This is a genomic window from Stenotrophomonas sp. YJH_SMC_133, from assembly GCF_059370655.1.
The window spans coordinates 297,016-312,905 of sequence record NZ_JCAFTW010000004.1; the positions used below are offsets into that span (position 1 = coordinate 297,016).

The following is a 15,890-nucleotide window of genomic DNA, read 5'->3' on the forward strand; positions in this document are numbered from 1 at the left end:
ATGCGGGTCACCCCCAGGGGCCTCACGACGGGTCAGGCGCCGATCTGGGCCAGTGCGTCGTTGGCTGCGGCCGTCACCGAGCTGCCGTAGCCATGGATGTACGAGCCGTTGCAGACCAGCGTGGCGTGCAGAATGACGCCATTGATTTCGGCCTTCTCGAAGTTGCAGCTCTGGCCTGCCGCTGTGGAGTAACGCATCAGTCGCATGGCGATGACGTTGGCGTCATCGATGCTGGCACCGAGCCCACTGATGGACCAGCTCTTCAGGGTCTGCGTGTTGCCGCAGTCGTAGCGGAAACGGAACCCCCAGGATTCCGGATAGTACGAACCCTGCAGCGGCGCTGCGCAATGGGTACCCGTGGCCGCCATTTCCGTCGCGATGGCCAGCGAGTTGCGCGCCGCGGTGGTGGGTGAGTTGCCCACGCCGGCGATCGACCAGCCATTGCAGACAAACTGGGCGAAAACACCCTTGCCGTAGGCACCACTGACGATGCTGCTGGCATCCGCGCTGCAGCTCACGCCGGCCTGCAGCACCGCCATGAAGCCGTTGAGGTTCTCCACCGCTTCATTGACCGAGACGCCGATTCCATAGACATAGCTACCATTGCACTGGCGCTTGGCCAGCGTCGACGAGTTGCTGGTCATGCCGACGAATTCAGTGGTACCGCAACTCAGCGCCAGAGGTTGGGCGTTGGCGATCTGGGGGGAAGCACCCGCAGCGGCCGGCATCAGGCCAGCGACAAGCAGGGCAATGACTGGAGCAAGGCAGACTTTCATGTCGATCTCTCCGGACAGGGTTGTCCAGTGAGTCTAGGAAGGCTGATTGCGTCACTCTGTCAGAGGTTCATCCGTCTCGCCGTAGGAAAATGCCTTGCGTCGCCCAGGATGCAAAGCAAGTCACGCTCTCCCACATCCGCCGGATGATCACGACTCCAGCTGCGAAAGCGGCAATGCCTGGAAGCCCTTCACCGTGCGCAGCACGAAGCTGGAATTGGCATCGGCCACGCCACCGGCGTTGAGCAACCGGTCCAGCAGGAAGCGAGAGAAGTGCTCCAGGTCGCGCACGTAGACGTGCAGCAGGTAGTCCATGTCGCCGGTCAGCGCATGGCAGGCCACCACCTCGTCCCACGCTTGCACGCTGTCCACGAAGTGGCCGATGGCGGCCTGGTCGTGCTTTTCCAGCTGCACGCGCACGAAGGCCTGCAGGCCCAGCCGCAGCTGCCGCGGCTCCAGCCGCGCGCCATAGCCGACGATCACACCCTCGCTTTCCAGCCGCTGCAACCGCCGCAGGCAAGCCGAAGGCGAAAGATTCACCCGCGCCGCCAGTTCGGCGTTGGTGGCGCGCCCATCCCGCTGGATTTCAGCCAGCAGGCGTATATCCGTGCGATCAAACTGGACTTCTCCGGCCATTGTTGCCCCGCAACATGGTGAGTACGCAAGGATATTGCGCCAACAGGGCCAACGGGCGCAACTTTTGCAACCCTGTTGCGCGTGCTCTGCCCTAGCATCGTAGGCATCCCGTCAAGGAGTGCCCCATGGACCTCGCCCAGCCCCGCCGCGTCGAACACCAGCAGACCGACAAGGGCTACGTGCCGGTGTACACCACCGCGCTCGTCGAGCAGCCGTGGGACACCTATACCACCGACGACCACGCCACCTGGAGCACGCTGTACCAGCGCCAGCGCGAGCTGCTGGTCGGCCGCGCCTGCCAGGAGTTCCTGGATGCACAGGACGAGATGGGCATGAGCGCGCACATGATTCCGCGCTTCGAGCAGCTCAACGAAGTACTGGGCGCCGCCACCGGCTGGACCCTGGTCGGCGTTGAAGGCCTGCTGCCGGAACTGGATTTCTTCGACCATCTGGCCAATCGCCGTTTTCCGGTGACCTGGTGGATCCGTCGCCCGGACCAGATTGATTACATCGCCGAGCCGGACCTGTTCCACGATCTGTTCGGCCACGTGCCGCTGCTGATGAACCCGGTGTTCGCCGACTACATGGAGGCGTACGGCCGTGGCGGCGTCAAAGCCCACGCGATCGGCCCGGACGCGCTGCAGAACCTCACGCGCCTGTACTGGTACACGGTGGAATTCGGCCTGATCGACACGCCCGAGGGCCTGCGCATCTACGGCGCCGGCATCGTGTCGTCGAAGGGCGAGTCGCTGTACTCGCTGGAATCGGCCGCGCCCAACCGCATCGGCTTCGACCTGCAGCGGATCATGCGCACGAAGTACCGCATCGACACCTTCCAGAAGACCTACTTCGTCATCGACAGCTTCGAACAGCTGATGCAGGCGACGTCGCCGGACTTCACCCCGATCTACGCGGCACTGGCCAGCCAGGCGCATCTGCCGGCAGGCGATGTGCAGGGCGATGACCGCGTGTTCCAGAAGGGCACCGGTGAAGGCTGGGCCGACGGCGGCGACGTGTAAGGTGTATGAGTGCTGCGCGACCGATGGAAGATGACTGCCGTTATGCAATGCGTGACACTCTGTCGCAATCGGCCTTGAACTTCGGTTCGAGGTCGAATCATCCTCTACGCACTGTCCTATCTGATTGACCAAAATTGATCGAGGCCGCGCTCGATCGAGAGACAGTCATACCGCAAGGGCTGTGCTGCACCGACTGCTACCCCAAGCTACCAGCCATTCATTAGAGATGATTTCACCCGCAGATGAGCGTTGAGACCAAGCCCAGGAAGAGGGTCCGCGTCATCGCTGGAGACGTCTATGCTGTTCCATTGGATGCTGAGCATCAGAGCTTTGGCTATATTCGTGCATATCGGGACGTTGACATCGCCGTCCTTCCTGTTTTGTCCAAAGGACGCATTCTCTCCATCACGCAGATTTCTACCTTAAACAGCGTATTGGACGTGTTCCTGTTTCAGGAGGCGATCAGGGAGGGCAGATGGCCACGCGTCGGCAATGTGCCATTCGAGGACGATGCCTCCGCATGGGCCCCACCCAGGAAGCAGGTTGCCGCGATACGACCGGATGTCAGGATGGTCGTCTTTCAGGGTCACTTCATTCCGGCCGCCAAGTTCGGCCAGTACGACAATCTCCCTGAATTTCGCAAATTCGACGAAAACGATGTCATCGAGGAGATACTGCGAAGATCCGGCGATTTTTTGGTCTTCGACTCGTAAGAAATACTGGTTTCGCAACACTAGAGAGCTGGGGGCCGACGGCGGCGACGTGTAAGCGCACGGCGCACACCGCTTTGCACTGAAAACGGCGCACCTCGATGCGCCGTTCTCGTTGATACCTGATGCCTGATGCCTTCGCGGCGGTGCAGGCGAGGGCAGGGCACTCAGGCGTCCACGGCGCGGCAGGAACCACGCACCATCAACTGCGGATGCACGCTGGCTGCGGTCGGCGCATCCGGCAGATCGGTCTGCACCAGCATCGCTGCGGCCATGCGGCCGATGTCGGACACGTGGCGGCGCACCGAGGTCAGCGGCGGCCACAGCCGCGAGGCCAGCGGGCTGTCGTCGTAGCTGACGATCGACAGCTGCTGTGGCACGGCAATACCCGCACGCAGCGCGACCTGGTAGACACCGGCCGCCATCTCGTCGTTGCCGGCGAAGATCGCACTGGGGCGGCGTTCCCCCAGCAGCAACCGTTCGGCGGCATGCACGCCGGATTCGAAGGTGTCGCCCGCTTCCAGCACGCGCTCGCCCGGCAAGGTCAGCCCCACCTGGGCCAACCGGTCAAGGAAGCCATGGGTACGCTCACGCGCCGCGCGCCGGTCACCCGGTCCGGCGATCACCGCGATGTCGCGGTGGCCGAGCGAGAGCAGGTAGCCCGCTGCTGCTGCCGCGCCATCGCGATCGTGGGTGACCACCGCCTGCACGTCTTCTTCCGACGCATGCGCGTTGATCCGCACGTAGCGGCAGTCGATGTCGTCCAGCATCTGCGCGAGTGCAACCGATTCGGATGCACGCGGGCCGAGGATCACCCCATGCAGCTTCTGCTGCTGCACGAAGCGGCGCACGCCCTGCGCGCACTCCGGGTCCTGACTGTCGCAGGGATGCACCACCAGCTCATAGCCGGTGCCGCGCAGCGCTTCCAGCGCGCCGTGCTGCAGGTCGACAATGCATTGGGCGCCGGGGTCGTCGTACACCAGCCCGATCAGGAAGGAGCGGCGGAACGCGAGTCCGCGCGCCAGGGGGTCGGGCACGTAACCGACCTCGCGCATCAACGCCTCGACCTTGTCGCGGGTGTCTTTGCGCACCAGCGGCGAGTTGTTGATGATTCTTGAAACCGTTTTCTTGGAAACTCCCGACAGTCGTGCGATGTCGTTGATCGTGGCAGCCTTGCCTTTCGATGCCGGCAACGCGGCATCGCTCATATTTCGCACTGACATGTATAGAACCAGGTAAGTCGGAGAATTCTAGCCTTGCGCCCGTCGGGCGCGAAGTTGCGGAATGTCGCAGCTGGAGCGGCACAGACCGTGTTCGACACGTTCCACCGCGTGAGGTTCCATTGTGATCGCTCTACTGCGTTTGCATCTGAACCGTTTTTCACGCGTGCTTGCCATGAATGCGGGTGCCACGCGCGCGAACACCAACATTCCCTTAACCATGCTCCGCTACAGTCGGGGCATGGACCTGCAGACTTCTCCGTTTCCGGCGTTCCGTGGCCGCGACCGGTTGATCGCCGCAGTCGACGCGGCGATGACCTCCGGTGATGCCGGGCGCATCACCGCCGACCTGCAGCTGGCGCTGCAGGAAGCCATCGCGGACAGCCGCATCGAGCTACCCGAATGCGTGCACCGTCCGGTCAGTGATCATTACGCGCGACGCCCGCTGTACCACAGCCAGGAACACGGCTACAGCGTGATTGCCATGAGCTGGGGCCCAGGGCAGGGCACGCCGCTGCACGACCACGATGCCATGTGGTGTGTGGAGGGCGTGTGGTTGGGGGAACTGGAGATCACCCGTTACGAGCTGCTGGAATGCGCCGGCGAACGCTGGCGCTTCCGACGCCACGCCGCGCTGCGCGGCGGCTGCGGCAGCGCCGGCAGCCTCATTCCACCTCACGAATACCACACCCTGCGCAATGCCAGCGATGAAGCCCTGGCCATTTCGGTGCATGTATACGAAGCGCCGATGGAACGTTCGGCGGTGTTCGACCCGCTTGGGGGTGACTGGTACCAACGCCGCATCCAGGCACTGCAGGCCGACGCAGTCTGAATCCGCCGCAGGGCAGGGTACCAGCACCTTCGCAGCGTGCATGGCATCATGCGCCGCTGCGCTGCCGGACCCGGCGGCGATCCGCGATGCCCCATCGGGCAAGGAGCAAGACCATGTCCAGCGCTGATCCGCGCCTGCGCGCGCTGTTGAAGCTGGCACCGGTGATTCCGGTGTACACCCCCGAAGATGTGAATGAGGCGGTCGAAGTGGCCCAGGCGCTGTTCCGCGGCGGCCTGCCGGTGATCGAAGTGACGCTGCGCACGCCGCAGGCGCTGGATGCGATCAAGGCCATGGTCGAGGCCGTGCCCGATGCCGTCATCGGCGCCGGCACCGTGCTCAACGCCGCGCAGATGCAGGCGGCGAAGCAGGCCGGCGCGCGCTTCGCGGTGTCGCCCGGTGCAACGCCGGCGCTGTATGCCGCCGCGCGCGATGCCGACCTGCCGTACCTGCCCGGTGCCGCCACCGCCTCGGACCTGATCCTGGGCGTGGAGCACGGCACGGACACCTTCAAGTTCTTCCCGGCGGTGCAGGCCGGTGGCGCTGCGCTGCTGGCGGCCTGGCACGGCCCGTTTGCCGACGTGCGCTTCTGCCCGACCGGCGGCATCAGCGCGCAGACCGCGCCGCAGTTCCTGCACCTGCCCAACGTGCTGTGCGTGGGCGGCTCGTGGCTGACCACCCCGGCGCTGCTGCAGACCCGTGACTGGGACGCCATCGAACGACTGGCGCGCGAAGCATCGGTACTGGCCAGCTGAACCTGCTGCACGGATCTTCAAAGGTTTGATCGTGATCAAAGCGCCGGCCTCGAGCCGGCGTCATTCTGTGGGCAAGCGCACTGCGGAGATCCGAACATGCAATCCACCATGAAGGCCGCCGTCGTACGCGAGTTCGGCAAGCCGCTGGTCATCGAGGAAGTCTCGGTACCGCGCCCGGGGGCGGGCGAGGTGCTGGTCAGGATCGAGGCCTGTGGCGTCTGCCACACCGACCTGCACGCCGCCGAGGGCGACTGGCCGGTGAAACCGAACCCGCCATTCATCCCCGGCCACGAGGGCGTGGGGCACGTCGTGGCCGTGGGAGGCGGGGTAGGGCACGTCAAGGAAGGCGACAGGGTCGGCATCCCCTGGTTGTACTCGGCGTGTGGCCATTGCGAACACTGCCTGGGTGGCTGGGAAACGCTGTGCGAGACGCAGCGCAACACCGGTTACTCGGTCAACGGCGGCTTCGCCGAGTACGCACTGGCCGATGCCAACTATGTCGGCCTGCTTCCGAAGGAAGTGGGCTTCGTCGAGATCGCGCCGGTGTTGTGCGCCGGCGTGACCGTCTACAAGGGCCTGAAGGTGACCGACACCAAGCCCGGGGACTGGGTGGTGATTTCCGGCATCGGTGGCCTGGGCCACATGGCGGTGCAGTACGCCCGTGCGATGGGCCTGAATGTGGCTGCGGTGGACGTGGACGACAACAAGCTGGCATTGGCCCGGCAGCTCGGCGCGCAGATCACCGTGAACGCGCGTACCACCGATCCGGCCGCATTCCTGAAGAAGGAGATCGGCGGTGCGCACGGCGCCCTGGTCACGGCGGTTTCGCCGAAGGCGTTCGAACAGGCTCTGGGCATGGTCCGCCGCGGTGGCACCGTGTCGCTCAATGGCCTGCCGCCCGGCAACTTCCCGCTGGACATCTTCGGCATGGTCCTCAACGGCATCACCGTGCGCGGCTCGATCGTCGGCACCCGGCTGGATCTGCAGGAGTCACTGCAGTTCGCCGCCGAAGGCAAGGTCGCAGCCACGGTCAGCACCGACCGCCTGGAAAACATCAACGACGTGTTCGCGCGCATGCACGCGGGCACCATCGAAGGCCGCGTGGTGCTCGACTTCGCCGCCTGACTGCCTGTGCATGGCCGCCGCTGCTCCGTACCCCTCTCCCACGGGCACGGCGGCCATGCCGATCCATCGGTAGTGCCGGCCGCTGGCCGGCAACGCGGGCACTCTGTGGCAGCCGTACAATACGCGCATGCCTGGCCTGCTCAAGACCCTGTTCCTGTCCATCGTCGCCCTGATCGGCGGCGTGCTGTCGCTTGCGCTGGTCAGCAGCGTCGCCGGCTGGCTGCCGCCGTTGCTGGGCCTGTCGCCGGACAGCAACAGCGTGCAGTTGGGGTGGGACCTGGCCTTCAGCGTACTCGGTGGCGTCGCCGGCATTTCCTTCGCCACCTATTACGCACCGTGCTGGCCGCGTTCACATGGCTTCTCGATCTGGTCGCTGATCGCGCTGGGCTGTGGCTACGCGATGTGGACGGCGGGTGCGGACTTCCCGTTCTGGTTCGTCATTTCGCTGTTGGCATCGCTGCCGTTGCAACTGCTGGTCGGTTGGTGGTTCGGGCGCCGCCCCTCGCGCGATCTGCGCTGAGCGCATGCAGGTAGTGCCGGCCGCGGGCCGGCAACTGCAGGATGGCCGAGGTTGCCGGCCAGCGGCCGGCACTACCGCTTCAGCGACGGCAGCCTCTGCTTCAACCGCGCGATGCCCTGCCATGGGTCACCCTTCAGCCGCTTGGCGCGCGCCAGCGCCTTGGCCATCGGAAACGCGTCGGCCGCGCTCACCCGGGCCAGTTCTTCCCAGCGCAGCGGCACCGCCACGCCGGCAGCATCGCGCGCGCGCAGCGACCACGAACACACGCTGGTGGCACCGCGTGTGTTGCGCAGCCAATCGATGAAGATCACGCCGCCGCGCTTGGCCTTGCTCATCGTCGCCACGTAGCGATCAGGCTGCTCCAGCGCCATTGCCTGCGCGAACGCCTCGCAGAACGCCTTGGCCTCGTCCCAGCCAGCCTTGGGCTGCAGCGGCACCACCACGTGCACGCCCTTGCCACCGGACAGCCGCACGAAGCTCTGCAGGCCCACCTCCTGCAGGCGGTCACGGACATCGCGCGCAGCGGCCTTCACCTGTGCCCAGCTCACCCCTTCGCCGGGGTCGAGATCGAACACCAGACGATCCGGGTGCTCGGGATCGGCCACGGTCGCGCCCCACGGATGCAGTTCCAGGGTGTTCATCTGCACCAGCTGCAGCAGGCCCCGCGCATCGTCGACGTAGACGTAATCCTCGCGGCCGCTCTTCTGCTGCAGGGGTACCGCATGTACCGCGTCCCCCAGACCGGGGCCATGGTGCTTCTGGAAGAAGCAGGCCTTGCCCACGCCGTCCGGGCAGCGCAGCAGTGACAGCGGACGTCCGGCAATCTCGGGCAGGATCCAGCGCGCCATGCGCTGGTAGTAGTCGGCCACGTCACCCTTGCGCAGTTTCTGCCTTGGAAACACCACCCGCTCCGGATGAGTGATCTCGACCTCGCCTCCGGTCTCGGTATCTGCGGTGCTCATTCCCAGGTCCTCCTTCTGCTTGTCGCTGCGCAGTCGCTTGAAACTGGCCTGGCGCAGCAGGCCTTCCTTGCCCCAGCCACGGAAGGCCACCTCGGCCACCGCCACCGGCTTCACCCAGCGTACGCTGGCAGCGCGGAACGGCACATGCGCCGGCAGCTGCAGCACGGGCGTCTTCACCGCCAATGGCTGCAGTGCCTTGAGCAGCGCGCGCAGGCTTTGGTCGTCGAAACCGGTGCCAACGCGGCCCACATAGCGCAAGCCGCCCTTGTCCGGCGTCGCCAGCAGCAGCGAGCCGAACCCCACCCGTGAACCCTTGGGTGCCGTGTAGCCGACGATCAGGAACTCGTCGGTGTCTTCGTGCTTCACCTTCACCCAGCTGCGCGCGCGGGTATTCACGTACGGGGCATCCACCTGCTTGCTGACGGTGCCTTCGAATCCGGCCTTGCCACTGGCATCGAACACCTGCGGGCCATGGTCGATCACGTGCTCACTGAAGGCCAGGGTGCCAGGCGCGGGCCCAATGAGCTCTTTCAGGAGTGCTTTGCGCTCCAGCAACGGCGCACGACTGATATCCGCTCCAGCCACGCCCGGAAGATCGAACACGATGTAGCGCAGCGGTTGCTTCGAACTGCCGTCGATCACCCGCTGCAACGCTGCGAAGTCACTGCGTCCTTCCTTGTCCAGCACCACCAGTTCGCCGTCCAGGCGTGCATCGCGCACCGGCAGCGCCTGCACGGCCTGCACCACTTCGGGAAAATCATCGGTCCAATCCAGACCATTGCGGGAGCGCAGCTTGACCTCGCCATCGTGCAGATCAGCCAGCAGGCGATAGCCATCCCACTTGATCTCGTGAAGCCAGCGGTCGCCGTCCGGCGCACTGTCGCGATGATCGGTCAACTGCGGTTTGAATGCATGCGGGTAGGGTGCGTCACGTGCGCCGTGCAGTTGCAGCGCGCGTGCATGCCAGCGCACATCGGCCTTGCGTGTGGTCGTGCGTGCGACGGGTGCAGCTCGCGCCGTCTTGTCCGCGGAACGCTTCTTCGCCGCAGGTGTTCGTTTCGGCATCGGTGCCGTCAGCAGGTCATCCGCCTCCGCGTCGCGCGCTTCCCCGTCACCGCGCTTGATCAACAGCCACTGCACCTGGCGTCCTTTCATCGCGGTCCGCACCAGCTTCCAGCCACCGGCCAGGCGTTGTCCATGCAGCACGAAGTCGATCTTGCCCGCCGCCAGTGCCTGCAGTGGATCGCCTTCACAGGCCCAGGTGCCGTGATCGAAGACTTCCACGTGGCCCGCACCATAGTGGCCTTCAGGAATGTCTCCCTCGAAACCGGCGTAGGAGAGCGGATGGTCTTCCACTTCCACGGCCAGCCGCATTTCACCGACGCGCAGGGAAGGCCCCTTGGGCACCGCCCAGCTCTTCAATACGCCGTCCATTTCCAGGCGGAAGTCATAGTGACGCGAGCTGGCATGGTGCAGCTGGATGACAAAGGTCGGCCGCTGCTTCGGGTCGCCCGGTGCGGGCGTGTCGTCGGGCTCCGTTGTCTGCCCGGCGCCACCGCCAAGCCGGCGTTTGCGCCGATACTGGTGCAACGACATGGCTCACCCCGCCTTGCGTCGGGGTGCGGTCTTCTTTGCAGCCTTCTTCGTTGTCTTCTTTGCGGCCTTCTTCACTGGCGACTTGGCGGTTGCTTTGCGCGTTGCGGCCTTCTTCGCTGGCGTTCGCTTGTTCGCATCCAGGCTCTTCTGCAGCAGCGCCATGAAGTCGACCACATTGGTACTGGCGTCCTCGCGCGGTGCCGGCTCATCGTCCACCCGCGTGGTGCCGCCCTTGGACTTGATGCGCTTGTTCAACACCTGCTGCAGGCGCTCGCGGAATTCATCGTGGTACTGCGACGGATCCCAATCGCCGGCCATCGACTCGATCAACTGCTCGGCCATCGCCGTTTCCTTGCTGGTGATGCGATAGTCGGACAGCTTGCCGGTGGGCAGCTTGTAGTCCTCGGGATCCACCAGTTCCTGCGGATAGCGCAGGATCATCAGCACCAGCGCGTCCTCATGCGGCATCACCGCACACAGGTATTCGCGCGTACGCACCACCACCCGCGCGATGCCCACCTTGCCGGTGCTGCGCAACGTTTCGCGCAGCAGCACATAGCCCTTCTCGGCCTTCTTGCCGGGCACCAGCAGATACGGTTTCTCGTAATAGCGCGGGTCGATCTGCGCCGCATCCACGAATGATTCCACCTCCACCGCTTCGTGGCTTTCAGGCGCGGCCGAGCGGATATCACCTTCCTCCAGCACGACATAGCTTCCCTTGTCGTACTCATAGGCTTTGACGATGTCCTTCCAGGGCACCTCCTCGCCGGTGTCGGCGTTGACCCGTTCGAAACGTATCGGCTTGCGGTCGCGGGAATCGAGCATGCGGAACTGCAGGTCGACCTTGCGTTCGCCGGACATCAGCGACACCGGCACGTTGAGCAGGCCAAACGACAGCGTGCCGGTCCAGATCGGGCGGGCCATGGGCGTACCTTTGGCGGAACAGGGCATCCAGCTTCGGATGGGCGGTGTAAACCACCCGTGTCGATACCGTGCACGTGGGTTCTACGCAGATGCGGTAGTGCCGGCCGCTGGCCGGCAGAGCTCGCGGCCTGAAGTTTGCTGGGGTTGCCGGCCAGCGGCCGGCACTACTGCAGCAACGGCCTCACCGCCGCCGCCGGAATATGGTCCAGCGCGCGCCAGGCGTCTTCCACCACCGGCCGCGCCTGCGACCAGCCCAAGCGTGACTGCCCGCGCATCTGTTCCCAGTGCTCGGCCAGTTCCTCGCAGGTATCGGCGGCATCACCGCGTGGCCAATCCGCAGCATGCGTGGTCAACGCGAAGGCATACACCGGGCACAGGTCGCGCCAGTTCCGGTGGCTCTGCCCGCGGCGCTCCTCGTAGTCGCTGAGCATGTACTGCAGGTAGTCCTGCGCCACCGCCTGGGGGTCTTCATGGCGACGCGTACGGCGCTGCGCGCTGCGCTGGCCGAGCGGATCGAGCAGGGCGTTGAACACGGACGGTGCGGGTCGTTCAAGACGGGGCATGGCCGGCTCCTGCAGCGGGGGCGGGTGGGCAGGAATACGCGCGGTGCCGTTACCGGGGGGTGAGCGAGATGTTCATGACGCCAGGTTCGCAACGGCTTTACCTGCGGGGCGGTGTAGTGGAATCCCCCAAGGGCAGGTACCAGACCATGAGCCGAGAGACCTCGCGAGACCCGCTGCGGGAGAACCACCCGCCCATTCCCGGCGAGCAGCGCGGCAAGCGCGATGCCGACAACGCCGACTACCGCGGCACCGGCGCGCCGTTCTTCGATGCCGAGCACGACCACCTGCCGGTGAAGCACGAGGCTGAACAGGCGGCCCAGGACCGCAAGGATGGCGGCGACCGCCATCGCGGTGGCCAGGAGAGCCCGCTCAAGCGCCGTGAACGCAAGCAGCGCGCCAGCGACAACCAGGACGAGGCGCTGGAGGAGACCTTCCCGGCCAGCGACCCGACCTCGCCGTTCGTGCCAGCCAAGGCCCCCGACTGACCGGTAGTGCCGGCCGCTGGCCGGCAACCTCTGGGCTGCCCTACACAGAGCGATGCCGGCCAGCGGCCGGCACTACCCCTTTCAGCGCCACGACCATTGCAGGCCGACGTTGGCTCGCCGTCCCGGTCCCGGCTCGTAGAAGCGACCATTGCCGTCATTGACGATCACCGAGCCGATGTAGGCCTGGTCCAGCACGTTCTCCAGCCTGGCGAAGGCGCGCAGCTCGCCGCCCGGCAGCGTCCATCGACGGCCGGCTTCCAGGTACAGCAGGGCGTAGCCCGGCGCGCGCTCGGTGGCCACGTCATTGACCACGGTATCGCTGCTGGCCATTGCCTCCAGCGCCCACTGCCAATCGGCAGGGCTCCACTGCAGCCGGGCGAAGGCCTGCTGGCGCGGCACGCCGGGCAGACGGCTGCCTACAGCGACCAGGGTGTTCGAGGTCAGGTACGGCGAGCGCACCTGCGCCTGCAGCCAGGTCCACGCCAGCTGCAGTTCCAGGTGCTCGGCCAGCGGCTGTCGGTACTGCAGCTCCAGCCCCTGGCGGCGGGTGCGGCCAATGTTGCGGTAGGTGCTGCGTCCGCCGATATTGCTGGCAACGGCCAGCTCGTCGTCGGTATCTGCACGGAACAGGCTGACATCGAGCTGGGTTCCATCCTGTGCGTGCCACTTGCTGCCTAGCTCCAGGCTGCGGCTGCGGGCGGCCGCCAGATCCAGCGCCAGACCCGCCTGACCATCGGCGCGATACCCCAGCTCGTTGAAGGTGGGGGTCTCGAATCCACGCCCCACGGCGGCATGCAGCCGCCACTGCGGGCTGGCCTCGAAGCTGACGCCTGCCACAGGCGTGATCGCCTGGTAGCGCCGGTGGCCACTGTCGTCGGGGTTGGCGCCGACGATGTAGCGGTCATTCGATTCGAATCGCACGGCGCTGTGGCGCAGCCCGGCCAGCAGCGACCAACGCGGGCTCCATTGCCACCAGGCCTGGGCGAACTGATCCACGTTCTGCACGACGTCGATCTGGTCACGACGCAGCCGCCCCCGCACGCCCAGGGCGCTGCCGATGAAGTTCTCGTAGCCGGTGCGGTGCTGGCGCTGGCGGTCGGCGCTGAGCCCGGCCACCAGATCCAGCGGTCGACCCGCCAGATCGCCGTGCCAGCCCCAGCGCGCGTCCAGCCCGCCATAGCCGCCCTGCAGATCGATCACGCCGCCGGCATGCAGCGGGCTGTTGGTCTGGGGTGCCGGCGGAATCGGCAGGTACTGGCGTACCGCGCGCTGGCCGGCATAGCCCATCAATTGCCAGCGCTGCGCTCCCGTTTCACGGGTCCAGCGCAGGCCGGCCTGCTGCTGGCGCACGGTTTTGCGGGTGTTGTACTGGTGCGCGACTGCCGTGGCCTGGCGCGGATCAGCCGCCACCTGGGCACGGGTCAGGCCCAACGGATCCTGCGCATCGGGGGCGTCAAGCGCATTGAGCAGCAGCTCCAGCCGCCCACCGCCCAGCTCTCCACCGATGCGTGCGTTGAGCGATTCACGGCGCGCGCGGCTATGGTCCCGCCAGCCATCGGTGCGGAAGTGATTGGCGGCGATGTTGTAGTCCAGCACTTGACCGGCACCCTTCAGCTGCGCACCGACACTGAGCGTGTTGTCGGCGCCGGCATTCACGCGCAACCGCCACGGGTCGCCGGCCTGGCCCTGCGCGCTCCAGACCTGCAGCACGCCGCCGGAGGAATTGCCGTACAACGCCGAGAACGGCCCGCGCAGCACCTCGATGCGCTCGGCGCCCAACAGGCTGGCATGCGACAGCTGACCCTGGCCGTCAGGCATGGTCGCCGTCACCCCGTCGATCAGCACCCGCACCCCGCGCACGCCAAAGGTCGAGCGTGCGCCGAAGCCACGAATCGACAGCTGCGTGTCCTGGGCGAAGTTCTGCCGGTCACGTGCCAGCAGTCCGGGGACCCCGGCCAAGGCCTCAGACAGCTGCGCACCGGTGCCCGCGCGGCTGGCGTCGATCCAGACCGTGTCCTGGCTGGCCGGCAGCGCGAACGGATCGATGCCTGGCACCCGGGCGGCCTGTACCTGCACCGCAGGCAGGGCGGTGGGCGCAGGCTCGGCCACCGCCGCCCAGGGCGACAGCAGCAGGGCGGACAGTGGCAGGCAACGGCGTCGTGCGGCGGGATTCATGATTCAGGTTGATGGATCAGGCGGCAACGCACGCCATGGTACGGGGCCGCGGATGACGATGGCGGCGGCCAGCCCCGGCAGGCTTTGTTACGATGGGCTGTTTCCGGCCGAAAAGCCGCGGACCGCGTAGCGCACTTCCTCCCCCTTTCCGTCTACCGAACGAGTACCGCCGTGTCCTTCTTTGCAAACGTGGAACTGGTCCCAGGCGACCCGATCCTGGGCCTGACCGAGGCGTACAACGCCGACAGCCGCCCGACCAAGGTCAACCTGGGTGTGGGCATCTACTACGACGAGAGCGGCCGCATTCCGCTGCTGCGCGCCGTCAAGCAGATCGAGCAGCAGCTCGCCGCCGAGGCCAAACCGCGCGGCTACCTGCCGATCGATGGCCTGCCGGCGTACACGCAGGCGACGCGTGAGCTGGTGTTCGGCAAGGACTCGCCGCTGCTGGCCGCCGGCCGCGTCACCACCGCACAGACCGTCGGCGGCAGCGGTGCGCTGCGCGTCGGCGCCGACGTGCTGAAGAAGCTGCTGCCGCACGCCACCGTTGCGCTGAGCAACCCGAGCTGGGAAAACCACCGTGCGGTGTTCAGCGCCGCTGGTTTCGACGTGCTGGATTACACCTACTTCGACCCGAGCACCCATGGCGTCGATTTCGACGGCATGCTGGCCGACCTGGGCAAGCTGGACGCCGGCACCGTGGTGCTGCTGCACGCCTGCTGCCACAACCCCACCGGTGCCGACCTGACGGTCACCCAGTGGAAGCAGGTCGCGCAGCTGCTGAAGGACAAGCAGCTGTTCCCCTTCATCGACATGGCCTACCAGGGCTTCGACAAGGGCATCGAGCAGGACGGCGCCGCCGTGCGCATCATCGCCGAAGCCGGCATCGACAGCTTCATCGTCGCCAACTCGTACTCCAAGTCGTTCTCGCTGTACGGCGAGCGCGTGGGTGCGCTGTCGATGGTGGCACCGACCGCCGCTGACGCCAAGGCGGTGCAGTCGCAGGTCAAGCGCGTGATCCGCACCATCTACTCCAGCCCATCCACCCACGGTGCTGCGCTGGTGGCCGGCGTGCTGACCAACCCGGAACTGCGTGCGATGTGGGAGCAGGAGCTGACCGAGATGCGCGAGCGCATCCACGCCCTGCGCCAGGGCCTGGTCGAGAAGCTGGCTGCCGCTGGCGCGCCGCAGTTCGGTTTCATCAACGAACAGGCCGGCATGTTCTCCTACTCCGGCCTGAGCCGCGAGCAGGTCGAGCGTCTGCGCGACGAGTTCGGCATCTACGCCGTCGGCACCGGCCGCATCTGCGTGGCGGCGTTGAACCAGAACAACCTGGAATACGTCGCCAAGGCCGTGGCCACCGTCGCCAAGGGCTGAAACAACGCTCCAGTAGCTTGAAGACAAAGGCGCCGAAAGGCGCCTTTGTTTTTTTGCTTTTGCTCTTGCCTTTGCCATCCCCACCGCGCTCGCGGCGAACCCTGAAGCGCGTGGGAGGGGGAGGCGCCACGAGTGCAACGCATCTGGAAACGATTACGCCTTCCCGCGCTCACGCACGGCCCCGCCATACGGGCGACAATAGGCGTTTTCCCGCTGCCGAGACC

General features: G+C 66.1%; 15 protein-coding genes. 8 read left to right on the forward strand and 7 right to left on the reverse strand.

The genetic code is table 11. The features are described 5' to 3' along the window. Positions 1 to 32 precede the first annotated feature (32 nt). The gene (locus AC5P78_RS07900; RefSeq protein WP_005411783.1) at positions 33 to 776 is read right to left on the reverse strand and encodes a hypothetical protein; all 744 of its coding nucleotides are present in this window, start codon (positions 774 to 776) and stop codon (positions 33 to 35) included. A 147-nt stretch (positions 777 to 923) separates the two neighbouring features. Continuing rightward, positions 924 to 1,409: an Lrp/AsnC family transcriptional regulator gene (locus tag AC5P78_RS07905; protein WP_005411782.1), complete on the reverse strand. Its 486-nt coding sequence runs from the start codon at positions 1,407 to 1,409 to the stop codon at positions 924 to 926. 125 nt (positions 1,410 to 1,534) lie between these two features. Between AC5P78_RS07905 and phhA the strand changes: the two genes are divergently transcribed. Together phhA and AC5P78_RS07915 are read left to right on the forward strand one after the other, a co-directional pair. After that, a complete protein-coding gene (gene phhA, locus AC5P78_RS07910) occupies positions 1,535 to 2,428 on the forward strand; it encodes a phenylalanine 4-monooxygenase (protein WP_414498321.1) in 894 nt (297 codons plus the stop codon). A gap of 242 nt (positions 2,429 to 2,670) precedes the next feature. Beyond that, positions 2,671 to 3,141, forward strand: a complete 471-nt coding sequence (locus tag AC5P78_RS07915) for an Imm26 family immunity protein (protein WP_012478677.1) — start codon at positions 2,671 to 2,673, stop codon at positions 3,139 to 3,141. Positions 3,142 to 3,305: 164 nt separating this feature from the next. On the opposite strand, the gene AC5P78_RS07920 is transcribed toward AC5P78_RS07915, so the two are convergent. Continuing rightward, entirely contained in the window at positions 3,306 to 4,361 is a 1,056-nt protein-coding gene (locus AC5P78_RS07920) for a LacI family DNA-binding transcriptional regulator (RefSeq protein WP_032966127.1), read from the reverse strand. A 238-nt stretch (positions 4,362 to 4,599) separates the two neighbouring features. Here AC5P78_RS07920 and AC5P78_RS07925 point away from each other — a divergent pair, with 238 nt between their 5' ends. The 4 genes from AC5P78_RS07925 (at position 4,600) to AC5P78_RS07940 (ending at position 7,587) form a co-directional block, all read left to right on the forward strand. Further along, complete coding sequence (locus AC5P78_RS07925; protein ID WP_005411799.1) at positions 4,600 to 5,190, forward strand: cysteine dioxygenase family protein; 591 nt, start codon at positions 4,600 to 4,602, stop codon at positions 5,188 to 5,190. Between the two features lie 113 nt (positions 5,191 to 5,303). Continuing rightward, entirely contained in the window at positions 5,304 to 5,942 is a 639-nt protein-coding gene (gene eda, locus AC5P78_RS07930; protein WP_043035290.1) for a bifunctional 4-hydroxy-2-oxoglutarate aldolase/2-dehydro-3-deoxy-phosphogluconate aldolase, read from the forward strand. 96 nt (positions 5,943 to 6,038) lie between these two features. Then, a complete protein-coding gene (gene adhP / locus AC5P78_RS07935; RefSeq protein WP_043035289.1) occupies positions 6,039 to 7,067 on the forward strand; it encodes an alcohol dehydrogenase AdhP in 1,029 nt (342 codons plus the stop codon). A 127-nt stretch (positions 7,068 to 7,194) separates the two neighbouring features. Continuing rightward, positions 7,195 to 7,587, forward strand: a complete 393-nt coding sequence (locus AC5P78_RS07940; protein WP_005411776.1) for a hypothetical protein — start codon at positions 7,195 to 7,197, stop codon at positions 7,585 to 7,587. Between the two features lie 71 nt (positions 7,588 to 7,658). On the opposite strand, the gene ligD is transcribed toward AC5P78_RS07940, so the two are convergent. The 3 genes from ligD to AC5P78_RS07955 all read right to left on the reverse strand — a co-directional run bounded on the left by ligD (position 7,659) and on the right by AC5P78_RS07955 (position 11,632). Next, positions 7,659 to 10,145: a DNA ligase D gene (ligD, locus tag AC5P78_RS07945; RefSeq protein ID WP_414498320.1), complete on the reverse strand. Its 2,487-nt coding sequence runs from the start codon at positions 10,143 to 10,145 to the stop codon at positions 7,659 to 7,661. Between the two features lie 3 nt (positions 10,146 to 10,148). Then, positions 10,149 to 11,069, reverse strand: a complete 921-nt coding sequence (gene ku, locus AC5P78_RS07950; RefSeq protein ID WP_012478658.1) for a non-homologous end joining protein Ku — start codon at positions 11,067 to 11,069, stop codon at positions 10,149 to 10,151. 164 nt (positions 11,070 to 11,233) lie between these two features. After that, positions 11,234 to 11,632, reverse strand: coding sequence for a hypothetical protein (locus AC5P78_RS07955; RefSeq protein ID WP_012478657.1), 399 nt, complete (start codon positions 11,630 to 11,632; stop codon positions 11,234 to 11,236). A 146-nt stretch (positions 11,633 to 11,778) separates the two neighbouring features. Here AC5P78_RS07955 and AC5P78_RS07960 point away from each other — a divergent pair, with 146 nt between their 5' ends. Beyond that, positions 11,779 to 12,117, forward strand: coding sequence for a hypothetical protein (locus AC5P78_RS07960; protein WP_005411772.1), 339 nt, complete (start codon positions 11,779 to 11,781; stop codon positions 12,115 to 12,117). A gap of 81 nt (positions 12,118 to 12,198) precedes the next feature. Here AC5P78_RS07960 and AC5P78_RS07965 read toward each other — a convergent pair whose 3' ends face one another. Next, entirely contained in the window at positions 12,199 to 14,292 is a 2,094-nt protein-coding gene (locus AC5P78_RS07965) for a TonB-dependent receptor family protein (RefSeq protein WP_414498319.1), read from the reverse strand. Between the two features lie 171 nt (positions 14,293 to 14,463). Between AC5P78_RS07965 and AC5P78_RS07970 the strand changes: the two genes are divergently transcribed. After that, positions 14,464 to 15,666, forward strand: a complete 1,203-nt coding sequence (locus AC5P78_RS07970) for an amino acid aminotransferase (RefSeq protein ID WP_005411770.1) — start codon at positions 14,464 to 14,466, stop codon at positions 15,664 to 15,666. The last annotated feature ends 224 nt before the right edge of the window (positions 15,667 to 15,890 follow it).

Coding starts and splice junctions, on each gene's coding strand:
- AC5P78_RS07900 (WP_005411783.1), bottom strand. CDS start 776: ATGAAAGTCTGCCTTGCTCCAGTCATTGCCCTGCTTGTCGCTGGCCTG.
- AC5P78_RS07905 (WP_005411782.1), bottom strand. CDS start 1,409: ATGGCCGGAGAAGTCCAGTTTGATCGCACGGATATACGCCTGCTGGCT.
- phhA (WP_414498321.1), top strand. CDS start 1,535: ATGGACCTCGCCCAGCCCCGCCGCGTCGAACACCAGCAGACCGACAAG.
- AC5P78_RS07915 (WP_012478677.1), top strand. CDS start 2,671: ATGAGCGTTGAGACCAAGCCCAGGAAGAGGGTCCGCGTCATCGCTGGA.
- AC5P78_RS07920 (WP_032966127.1), bottom strand. CDS start 4,361: ATGTCAGTGCGAAATATGAGCGATGCCGCGTTGCCGGCATCGAAAGGC.
- AC5P78_RS07925 (WP_005411799.1), top strand. CDS start 4,600: ATGGACCTGCAGACTTCTCCGTTTCCGGCGTTCCGTGGCCGCGACCGG.
- eda (WP_043035290.1), top strand. CDS start 5,304: ATGTCCAGCGCTGATCCGCGCCTGCGCGCGCTGTTGAAGCTGGCACCG.
- adhP (WP_043035289.1), top strand. CDS start 6,039: ATGCAATCCACCATGAAGGCCGCCGTCGTACGCGAGTTCGGCAAGCCG.
- AC5P78_RS07940 (WP_005411776.1), top strand. CDS start 7,195: ATGCCTGGCCTGCTCAAGACCCTGTTCCTGTCCATCGTCGCCCTGATC.
- ligD (WP_414498320.1), bottom strand. CDS start 10,145: ATGTCGTTGCACCAGTATCGGCGCAAACGCCGGCTTGGCGGTGGCGCC.
- ku (WP_012478658.1), bottom strand. CDS start 11,069: ATGGCCCGCCCGATCTGGACCGGCACGCTGTCGTTTGGCCTGCTCAAC.
- AC5P78_RS07955 (WP_012478657.1), bottom strand. CDS start 11,632: ATGCCCCGTCTTGAACGACCCGCACCGTCCGTGTTCAACGCCCTGCTC.
- AC5P78_RS07960 (WP_005411772.1), top strand. CDS start 11,779: ATGAGCCGAGAGACCTCGCGAGACCCGCTGCGGGAGAACCACCCGCCC.
- AC5P78_RS07965 (WP_414498319.1), bottom strand. CDS start 14,292: ATGAATCCCGCCGCACGACGCCGTTGCCTGCCACTGTCCGCCCTGCTG.